The following is a 9,954-nucleotide window of genomic DNA, read 5'->3' on the forward strand; positions in this document are numbered from 1 at the left end:
TCGTCCAGGTGCCACTGCCATTGCGGCGATTGTCTCAATCTTTCCGAACGACGTCTGCGGATCTTGTGCGCGAAGTAAGTGCCGAAACGGTCCACCCAGTGTCGGACCGTTTCGTGGCAGATGTCGATCCCGCGCTCGTGGAGTAGGTCTTCGACATTCCTCAATGACAGCGGAAATCGGACATACATCATGACCGCAAGCTGGATAATCTCGGGCGACGTCTTGAAGTAGCGGAACGGGTTCTTGGTCATTTTCCAAGGCTAGACGCCCCTGCCATACGCCTCAAGGCCGTTTCCCCTGACAATGCCCCTGGCAGGATCAGTCGGCTTCGCTGCAAATCGACCCTTGATGTCTGCGCTCTGGCCGGGAGTGTCCGCACGCTCACATGACGGCTATTCGGTCAGGTTGAGGCATGGCAGATATCGCGATTGCGGGAGCCAGGCTCATTGGAGAAATTCCCTGTAAATTCCCTGTTATTCGGACAAAATCGACCTGAACGTAACCCCCGAATAGGCGAATGGAGACGGGTGCCTGGATTCGGCCGATCGGAGACTACAATGTATGGATATATGCTCGTTCGTGTCGCCAAGTCGGGCGCAAGTCCCGGAGAACCGGCCACTATTTCGTTGCTGCACGAATTCAGCCAATCTCTGAAGACTGGCTGGCGGAGAGAGAGGGATTCGAACCCTCGGAACCCTTGCGAGTTCACTAGTTTTCGAGACTAGCCTATTCAACCACTCTAGCACCTCTCCGCGGAGCCTGTGGACGGTTGCCTGCACTATATAATATGCGCGCCACATGCAAGCACCTGAAATCGCCTGAAGATGACATTTGACAGCGCGCCCCGATTGGTGTTTACCCGCCGCTTCGAGCGCGGAACCGGCAACGGCTTCGCGCGCAATTCATTTCGCTTACCATTCCGGAAGGACGAGACCCATGTTCGCGGTCATCAAAACAGGCGGCAAGCAGTATAAAGTCGCGGAAGGTGATACGATCACCGTCGAAAAGCTGGATACTGAAGCCGGTAAGGACGTAACCTTTGAAACCGTGCTCATGCTGGGCAATGGCGACGACGTAACTGTTGGCGCTCCCCTGGTTGACGGTGCAAGCGTGTTCGGTGAAGTCGAGGAGCAAACGCGCGGTGACAAAGTCATCATTCGCAAGAAGCGCCAGCGCCAGACCTATCGCCGTACGCAAGGCCACCGCCAGCACCTGACGGTCGTCAAGATCACTGGCATCAGCACCGACGGCAAGAAGCCAGCCAAGAAAGCCGCGCCAAAGAAGGCCGCCGCTCCAAAGGCCGAGACCCCTGCCGCAGAAGCTGCTGCACCCGCAGCCAAGCCGGAAGTCGATTCCCGCGGTCGTATCGCCAATCTCGAAGGCAAGCCGGACAATCTGAAAAAGATTTCAGGCGTCGGCCCGGTTCTCGAGAAAAAGCTCCACGAAGCTGGCATCTACTTCTTCTGGCAGGTCGCTGCCTTGAAAGAAGAGCAGATCACTGAGCTGGAAGAAGAAATGAGCTTCCCAGGCCGCATCACTCGCGATGAGTGGATCAAGCAGGCCGAAGAATTCGCCAAGGACGCATAAGGGCGCTATAAGCCCTTTATAGAGGATCGGAGCAAAGCATGGCTCATAAGAAATCAGGTGGTTCGTCCCGTAACGGCCGCGACTCAAACCCGAAATATCTTGGCGTCAAGAAATTTGGCGGCGAGCACGTCATTCCGGGCAATATCATCGTGCGCCAGCGCGGTACGCAGAAATACCCAGGCAAGGGCGTCGGCATTGGCCGCGACCACACCCTGTTTGCGCTTTCCGAAGGCAAGGTTGAGTTCACGCGCAAGACGGGCGGCCGTCTCTACGTGAATATTGTACCGGTCGCGGAAGCAGCAGAATAAGCGGCTGACAGCGCGGCCGCGGGATACGTGGCCGGATCGCTTCAGACGATCAGTTTCCAAGGGGAGGCAGGCCACTGCCTCCCCTTTATTATGTCCTCCCCTGCCCGCTTGGTCCTCATGGAGGGAGTTACGGCATGAGTACGCAAATCACGACCGACCGGCTGGTCCTGCGCCCGGTGGAGGCCAGCGACGCGGCACGGATCGCCGATCTGGTCAATGATCCGAGAGTTTACCGCATGGTGGCGCGCATTCCCGCGAACCAGACGGTGGCTCAGACGCTTGCCTGGATTGCCGGTCACACTGCAGGGCGTGAAGAGAATACCAAGCACCCCTATGCGATTGTCGAGAACGGGGAATTGGTAGGCGTGACCAGCGCGCATCGCGACAGCACCTGGTTGCCCTTCGAGATCGGATACTGGCTCTCGCCGGACCGCTGGGGCAATGGTCTCATGACAGAGGCCACCGAGGCGCTTGTGGGCTGGCTGAAGCAGCGCGGCGAACGCGGCTTTGTGTCAGGCTACCTGGATGATAATCCGGCCTCGGGCCGCGTTCTGGAAAAACTGGCCTTCATGAAGGCAGATCGGATCAAGGTCTTCTGCCTTGGTCGCGGAGAGATGGTAGGCCACGTCAATATGGCGCGGATCGACTGAAACACGTAAGAGTACAGACATGAAATTTCTCGATCAGGCCAAAGTGTTCATCAAGTCCGGCGGTGGCGGCGCGGGCTGCGTCTCATTTCGCCGTGAGAAATACGTCGAGTATGGCGGTCCGAACGGCGGCGATGGCGGACGCGGCGGCGATGTCTGGGCGGAAGCTGTTGAGGGGCTGAATACGCTGATCGATTACCGCTACCAGCAACATTACAAGGCCAAGCGTGGCGGCCACGGCATGGGCAAGGAGCGCACCGGCGCGGGCGGCGATGACGTCGTGCTGAAACTGCCTGTGGGTACCCAGATATTCGAAGATGATCAGGAAACCCTGATTGCGGACCTCACAGAGGTCGGCCAGCGCGTCCTGCTCGCCGTTGGCGGCAATGGCGGCTGGGGCAATACACGGTTCAAGTCTTCAACCAATCAGGCACCACGCCGCGCCAATCCCGGCGAGGACGGCGAGGAACGCTGGATCTGGCTACGCCTGAAACTGATCGCGGATGCAGGCCTGCTGGGTCTGCCGAATGCCGGCAAATCTACCTTCCTGAGCGTTGTAACCGCCGCGACGCCCAAAATTGCCGACTATCCCTTCACGACGCTGAACCCCGGACTTGGCGTGGTCGATCTGGGGCCTGGCAGCCGGTTCGTGCTGGCGGACATTCCCGGATTGATCGAAGGTGCCGCAGACGGGGCTGGCCTCGGCCATCGCTTCCTTGGCCATGTCGAGCGCTGCAAAGTGCTGCTGCACCTGATCGATTGCACCCAGGATGATGTGGCGGGCGCCTACACGACCATTCGCCACGAGTTGGAAGCCTACAGCCCTGAGCTGGCCCAGAGGCCGGAAGTGGTCGCATTGAACAAGATCGACGCGCTGCCACCTGAACAGGTCGAGGAGCAACTCGCAAAACTGAAGGCCGTCTATGATGGCGAACCGCTGCTGATCTCAGGGGTGACCCGTGTGGGCGTGAAAAAAGCCCTTTCGGAGATCTCTCGCCACCTCGGACTCATAGCTGAGGAAGAGAATGCCGGCGAAGACGCCGACTGGACGCCGCTTTAGTGGTGGTGATGCGGCTCGGTATTGAATCGTCCGCACTTGCCGCACTTCACGATCACGCCGTGCGCATCGTGGTGCGCCACGTTGACCAGCAGCTTGGTCTTGCACGATCCGCAGCGATAAGTCTCATCGCCGCCACCTTCGCGGGCGGGCGAGCCAGCAGTGTGTTCCACCACATCGGCGCCTTCGGCCTGGGCAGGGGTCAGCAGGATCATGTCGAATTGGGGCATTGCAGAAAACCTCGTCTTTTCAACTGTCGTGACGGTCAATCGCCCGGCTTGTCAACGGCTTCATTTTCGCTTCCGGCATTTGCCGCAGCAGTGTATCGCTCCGCCAGATGATTGAAACGCCTTTTGCTTCTGCCAAGCGTATCGTGGTGAAGACCGGCTCTGCCCTTGTCGCAGAGCACGGCCAACCGCGCCATGCCTGGCTGGAGAAACTGGCATTCGATATTGTTTCACTGCGTTCCAGAGGGTTTCAAATCATTCTCGTTTCGTCCGGCGCGGTTGCATTGGGTCGCAAAAGTGTTGGCAATTCTGTTTCAAACCGTCTCGACCAGAAACAGGCCGCCGCCGCGATCGGCCAGCTGCGCTTGATGTCTGCCATCGGCCAAGCCTTCGAGCCGCATGATGTCACCATCGGCCAGGCACTGCTGACGCTTGGCGACACCGAAAATCGCCGGCGCTGGCTGAACGCGCGCGCAACCCTCGAGACCTTGCTGGAATCAGGCGTGGTGCCGGTCATCAATGAGAATGACACGGTGGCGACTGACGAGATTCGCTATGGCGACAATGACCGGCTGGCCGCGCGCGTCGCCCAGATGATGGGCGCGGATGTGCTGGTGCTCCTGTCGGATATCGACGGCCTCTACACGGCGGATCCGCGCACCCACCCGGAGGCAACGCATATTCCCCGCCTCGACCAGCTGACCGCCGAACATGACGCGATGGCGACCGGCGCGAATGCTGATGCCGGTGTCGGCTCTGGCGGCATGGCAACCAAGCTCGCCGCCGCGCGAATTGCGCATGCTGCCGGCTGCTCCACGCTGATCACGCTTGGCAATCGGGACCATCCGTTGCTTGCCATCGAAGACGACGCGCGGGCGACTCTGATTTCCGCCGCCACCACGCCCGCCAATGCCCGCGCAGCGTGGCTGGCAGGACACCTGACACCCGAAGGCTCAATCGAACTGGACGAAGGCGCGGCCAAGGCCCTGCGCGGTGGGGCGAGCCTGCTGGCCGTGGGGATCACCGCCGTCACGGGCACTTTCGAGCGCGGGGCCGCCGTCGCCTTGAACGCGCCCTCCGGCCAGATGGTCGGCAAGGGCGTCACCGCCTACAGTTCGGGCGAGATCGCCCGAGTTATCGGCCGCCATAGCGAAGAGGTCGAGGCGATCCTCGGCTATCGCGGCCGCCCGGCCATCGTCCATCGTGACGACATGGTTCTGCTCCGCTAGCCCCGCCTCGATGCACGACATTCGCGCCGCCACCCTGGACGACATCGCAGCGCTGACAGACCTGGAGCTTGCCTTTCCGGAGGAAGACCGGTTTTCGCGACGCACGTGGCGGCGCTTGCTGAGCGGGAATTCGGCAATCCTCGTATCCGACGGAAAGGATGGCCTGACCGGTGCAGCTGTCCTCCTGTTCCGCCGCAACAGCAAAGCCGCGCGACTCTATTCCCTGTCCGTCGCAGAAGCTGCGCGCGGCACCGGGCTTTCCGACCTTTTCCTTGAAAAATGCGAAAACATTTCAAAGCAGCGAAGCTGCGATACACTCCGGCTCGAAGTGCGCGAAACAAATAGCCGCGCAAAGCGTCTTTACGAACGCCATGGTTATCGCGTAATGGCGCGCGCCGCAGGCTATTATCCCGATGGAGAAGCCGCACTTAGATTAGAGAAGCCGCTGGCCGGCGTCTCGAGAGAGGATCAATGACCGATTGGGTCGTACTCGTAGAATCCGCCAACGACATCTCTCAGGCTGAGACGCCTCACAAGGTGCTGAAGGTATCAGACTATATCACCAAGCCGGCGCTTTTTTCCGGGCGACGGCCCTACATCCTGAATCTCTGCCGGTCCTATGGCTACCAGTCAGAAGGCTATTACGCCTCGCTGCTGGCCGAAGCGCGCGGGCACCGGGTCAGCCCCAGCGTCCAGACCATGGTGGAACTATCGGCCAAGGGACTCTACAGGCACGCCCTGCCCGATCTGGGCGAACGCCTGCGCGAAGCCCGCGCCAAGGGCGCGCCGGAGATCGAGCGTCTTTTCGTTGCCTTTTCCAAGCCGGAAACGCCAGGTTATGAGCGTCTTGCCCGCGAGGTCTCCGACTGGTTCCGCGTGCCGGCGCTTGAAGTCGAACTGGACCCGAAATCTCCGCACGGCATTGGCCGTGTCCGGATGGTGCCGCCTCACAAGCTGAAAGGCGAGCGCCGGGAGTTCTTCCTTGAGGCAATGCAGGCTTACACAAGCGGGCGCATCAGCGAGCCGAAGTCCAAAGCCCCCGCCAAATGGGCGCTGGCCGTGCTGGTCGATCCGCATGAAAAGACCGCGCCGTCGAAGCCCTCCTCCATCAAGCGCCTCGCGGATGTCGCTGCCAAGATGGGCGTTGAGGTTGAGACAATCGAACCATCGGACCTGACCAGTCTTGCCGAGTTTGACGCCCTGTTCATCCGCGCCACGACCCAGATTGATAACTACACCTACAAGTTCGCCCGCCGCGCCGAACAGGAAGGCATGCCCGTCATTGACGACACGCAATCCATGATCCGGTGCACCAACAAGGTCTTCCTGAAGGAGATCTTGGAAAAGGCTGGCTTGCCTATTCCACACACGCTCATTCTCGATGAGAAGTCTGACCTTGCCGCCGTGTTCGAGACCTTGGGCAATCCAGTCGTGTTGAAGACGCCAGACGGTTCCTTCGGTACCAATATGGTCAAGGCGCGCTCTCTCGAGGAACTCCGCGCAGGCGCAAAGCAGATGTTCAAGGACACGGCCCTGATCATTGCTCAGGAATTCATTCCGACGAAGTTCGATTGGCGTATAGGGGTCCTCAATGGCGAACCGCTCTATGCCTGCCAATACCGTATGGCACGCGGCCACTGGCAGATTGTGAAACATGGTCCGGATGGCAAGACGAGCGAGGGAGGCTTCACCACTTTCCCGGTCGAGGATGCACCGCCAGACGTGGTTGACGCCGCCGTACGCGGCGCGCGCCTGATTGGCGATGGCCTCTATGGCGTGGACCTGAAGGAAACCGACCAAGGCGTCGTGATCATCGAGATCAATGACAACCCGTCGATTGACCATGATGTGGAAGGCGCCATCCTGAAGGACGAGCTGTGGCGGCGGATCATTTCCTGGTTTTCCACGCGGCTCGAAGAGCGCATGGGCCGGGTCGCCTGAGACCTAGAAGCGGAACGCGCCGGAGATCAGCGAGTCATACCGGTCCTGCGTGAACGGCACATATTGGCGCCGGTCGGGATGGTACATCCAGATCGGGTCATCGACCATGTCCGGATTGTAGCCCTCTTTCATCAGTTCCACTTTGCGATACTTCATTGTGCCGGTCGTATCAGGCTCGCGCTGGATACGAATAAAAATCGGGATGGCATAGGCGGGCAGGCTTGAAGACAGCTCATAGTGCAGGCTTTCGAAATCGACGTCGCCACTCAACGTAACCGCCGCCATGCCAGCCTTACCTTCCGTCCCCGGAATTTCTACCCCATAGACATTCGCCGTGGCAATCCCGTCAGCGCGGATCATCGCATCGCTCACTTCGCTGGTGGAGACATTCTCTCCCTTCCAGCGGAACGTGTCGCCAACCCGGTCAACGAAGTAGACATAGCCATTTTCGTCCTTGCGCATCAGATCCCCCGTCCGGAACCATTTGTCTCCGGGTTCAAACACGTCCCGGAGAATCTTCTTCTCCGTCGCCTTCGGGTCATGATATCCCGCGAACTCGAATTCGGTATCCGCAATACGCCCCAGCATTTCGCCAGGCTCATTCGTCTCCGCGCGGATCACGAATCCATCCTCGCCGCGAACAACGTCTTCCGTTTCGAGATCAAACTTCACGAACTCGACATGGTCAAACCGCGCCTTGAGCCATTTCGGAATGCGCCCGACCGCGCCCACGGTGCCGTCAATGCTCATCAAATTCACATTGCCATCCGTCGCGGCATAGAATTCCACGAGATGCCGAATGTTGAACCGCTCGCGAAATTCCGTCCAGATTTCCGGGCGCAGGCCGTTTCCGAACCCTGTCTGCAGCCGGTGCGCCCGCTCCTTGGGGTGCGGCGGGCGATTGAGGAGGTAGCGACACAGTTCGCCAATATAGACGATCGAGGTGACGCCTTCATCAACCACATCATCCCAGAAGGCGCTGGCCGAGAATTTCCGGCGCAGCACGATGCTGGCGCCGCTCATCATGGCCTGGCCGACGCCGCAAATGCCGCCCGTCCCGTGATACAGGGGCAGCGTGATGTAAACCCGGTCCCGCGGGCCGGTATAGCAAGGCGCGATAAAGGTGCGCAGCATGATCTGAAGGCGGGAATTCGTGATCCGGGTTGCCTTGGGCATGCCCGTCGTGCCGGACGTGTAGATCAGGAGGCACATGTCCTTGCCGCGCAGCTGCGCGCGCAATTCGCGCGACGGCCGTTCCGACGAGAGATTGGGCATCATGGCCGCGATGTCTTCGCCATGGGCGCCGCCCAGGGTCCAGACCTTCGGGGCATTTTCCATTCCAGCCGTGACAGAACAGACCGCATGGTCCTGATGCGGGCCTGTAATCACATGAGTGGCGTCGGAAATGGCGAGGCAATGTTTCAGGGACTCCCCTTCCAGATGCGTGTTCACCAGGGCGGTGACGACGCCAACCTTGGCGAGGCCGACCCAGATCGCGACATAGTCCGGGCAATTCTCCATGCAGAGCGCAACCCGGTCGCCGGCTTTCAGACCGTGCGCCAGCGCCCAATGGGCAATCCGGTTCGCGGTGGCATCGAATTCGGCATATGTGGTGAGCTTGCCTTCAAACCGAAACGCGATGTTCCCGGCATGCTTGTCGACACTCTCCTCGAAATCGTCCGCAACGAGTTGCCGGGAGTCCGGCGTAACGTCGCCGATCAGCTTGTGCATCCGGATCGCCATGCGTAAAAAATCGAGATCACGCTTCATTTGCGAGAAGGAATCGCGAAACGGGACGGCGGCAGGAAGAGCGGCGGGATTAACCATGATACCTGCCAATACCGGAATATGGTGAACATGTTGTGACCAGAGAAAGGTGGATTGGACAGGAATCGCGCACTTGCACAGTTTGCATCCACGAATGCCTCTGCTAGCTGCTGATCACACGATTTGGAGACCACGCATGACCGACCCTGTTGGAGACCTTCTGTCCCTGCTCGATATCGAGCGCCTGGAGCTGGACCTGTTCCGTGGCCAGAGCCCGGATGAGCGCGCCAGCCAGCGGGTTTTCGGCGGTCAGGTCATCGCTCAGTCGCTGGTGGCGGCCTACCGCACCGTGCCGGAAGACCGGACATGCCACTCGCTCCATGCCTATTTCATCCGTCCCGGCGACCCGAAAGTGCCGATCATCTATCAGGTTGACCATTCCCGTGATGGCGGCAGCTTCACGACGCGGCGCGTGGTGGCGATCCAGCACGGAAAACAGATTTTCAACATGGCGGCGAGCTTCCAGACCGACGAGGAGAGCTGGGAACACCAGCACAAGATGCCGGAAGTGGACGGCCCCGACGGCCTGAAGGATCTTCGCGAACGCCGCCTGGAAATCGCCGACCGCCTGCCCGAGGCCCTACGCGAGGATTTTGCCCGCGAACGCGACATCGAAATCCGCGACGTGGCCCCGCTGGACCTGATCCATCCCGAAATCGCAGACGATCACCACAATATCTGGTTCCGGGTCAGCCGCCCCATCGACGTGCCGCCGGCGCTGCACCATTGCCTGCTGGCCTATGCCTCCGACATGGCCCTGCTCAGCTCCAGCTATCGCCCGCACGGCATTACCTGGCTGAACCACAAGGAATTGATGTCGGCCAGCCTGGATCACGCGATGTGGCTGCATGGACCCATCAAATTCGATGAGTGGCACCTCTACTCCATGGACAGCCCATTTGCCGGCAAAGGACGTGGATTCAATCGCGGAATGATCTTCAATATGGCCGGAGACCTCGTGGCAAGCGTTGCGCAAGAGGGTCTGGTGCGACGCTTGCGCACAAAAGACTGAATTCACAGCCGAAAGGGGCTTGCGCCGTGGCGCGACCCCATTATTACGGGAGTCCGGAGCGTAGCGCAGCCTGGTAGCGCATCTGGTTTGGGACCAGAGGGTCGGAGGTTCGAATCCTC

General features: G+C 60.0%; 10 protein-coding genes, 1 tRNA gene and 1 pseudogene. 8 read left to right on the forward strand and 4 right to left on the reverse strand.

Annotation, left to right across the window (positions count from 1 at the left end):
- Together B4F73_RS12175 and B4F73_RS12180 are read right to left on the reverse strand one after the other, a co-directional pair.
- A pseudogene (locus B4F73_RS12175) lies at window positions 1-251 on the reverse strand (IS6 family transposase); the annotation flags it as partial.
- Window positions 252-662: 411 nt separating this feature from the next.
- Window positions 663-752, reverse strand: a tRNA-Ser gene (locus B4F73_RS12180).
- Between the two features lie 184 nt (window positions 753-936).
- On the opposite strand from B4F73_RS12180, the gene B4F73_RS12185 reads away from it, so the two are divergent.
- From B4F73_RS12185 to obgE, 4 genes are all read left to right on the forward strand, one after another.
- On the forward strand, window positions 937-1,587 hold the full coding sequence (locus B4F73_RS12185) for a 50S ribosomal protein L21 (RefSeq protein ID WP_034811278.1): 651 nt from the start codon (window positions 937-939) through the stop codon (window positions 1,585-1,587).
- A gap of 38 nt (window positions 1,588-1,625) precedes the next feature.
- Entirely contained in the window at window positions 1,626-1,895 is a 270-nt protein-coding gene (gene rpmA, locus B4F73_RS12190; RefSeq protein ID WP_034811276.1) for a 50S ribosomal protein L27, read from the forward strand.
- 134 nt (window positions 1,896-2,029) lie between these two features.
- Complete coding sequence (locus B4F73_RS12195) at window positions 2,030-2,545, forward strand: GNAT family N-acetyltransferase (RefSeq protein WP_290483389.1); 516 nt, start codon at window positions 2,030-2,032, stop codon at window positions 2,543-2,545.
- 19 nt (window positions 2,546-2,564) lie between these two features.
- Window positions 2,565-3,602, forward strand: coding sequence for a GTPase ObgE (gene obgE / locus B4F73_RS12200; RefSeq protein WP_290483390.1), 1,038 nt, complete (start codon window positions 2,565-2,567; stop codon window positions 3,600-3,602).
- Here obgE and B4F73_RS12205 read toward each other — a convergent pair.
- Window positions 3,599-3,829: a hypothetical protein gene (locus B4F73_RS12205; RefSeq protein ID WP_290481455.1), complete on the reverse strand. Its 231-nt coding sequence runs from the start codon at window positions 3,827-3,829 to the stop codon at window positions 3,599-3,601. The two genes, obgE and B4F73_RS12205, sit on opposite strands and share 4 nt — an antisense overlap.
- Before the next feature lie 107 nt (window positions 3,830-3,936).
- Here B4F73_RS12205 and proB point away from each other — a divergent pair, with 107 nt between their 5' ends.
- The 3 genes from proB to B4F73_RS12220 are packed head-to-tail and all read left to right on the forward strand — an operon-like array spanning window position 3,937 to window position 6,996.
- On the forward strand, window positions 3,937-5,055 hold the full coding sequence (proB, locus tag B4F73_RS12210; RefSeq protein ID WP_290483391.1) for a glutamate 5-kinase: 1,119 nt from the start codon (window positions 3,937-3,939) through the stop codon (window positions 5,053-5,055).
- Window positions 5,056-5,065: 10 nt separating this feature from the next.
- Window positions 5,066-5,530: a GNAT family N-acetyltransferase gene (locus B4F73_RS12215; protein ID WP_290483392.1), complete on the forward strand. Its 465-nt coding sequence runs from the start codon at window positions 5,066-5,068 to the stop codon at window positions 5,528-5,530.
- The gene (locus tag B4F73_RS12220) at window positions 5,527-6,996 is read left to right on the forward strand and encodes a RimK family protein (RefSeq protein ID WP_290483393.1); all 1,470 of its coding nucleotides are present in this window, start codon (window positions 5,527-5,529) and stop codon (window positions 6,994-6,996) included. Before B4F73_RS12215 ends, B4F73_RS12220 begins: the two co-directional genes overlap by 4 nt.
- Before the next feature lie 3 nt (window positions 6,997-6,999).
- Here the strand turns inward: B4F73_RS12220 and B4F73_RS12225 are convergent, their stop codons facing one another.
- Complete coding sequence (locus tag B4F73_RS12225; protein ID WP_290483394.1) at window positions 7,000-8,823, reverse strand: long-chain-acyl-CoA synthetase; 1,824 nt, start codon at window positions 8,821-8,823, stop codon at window positions 7,000-7,002.
- 136 nt (window positions 8,824-8,959) lie between these two features.
- Between B4F73_RS12225 and B4F73_RS12230 the strand changes: the two genes are divergently transcribed.
- Window positions 8,960-9,835, forward strand: a complete 876-nt coding sequence (locus B4F73_RS12230) for an acyl-CoA thioesterase (protein ID WP_034811262.1) — start codon at window positions 8,960-8,962, stop codon at window positions 9,833-9,835.
- Window positions 9,836-9,954 lie beyond the last annotated feature (119 nt).

It is taken from the genome of Hyphomonas sp. UBA3601 (assembly GCF_002375605.1).
Taxonomy (GTDB): Bacteria; Pseudomonadota; Alphaproteobacteria; order Caulobacterales; family Hyphomonadaceae; genus Hyphomonas.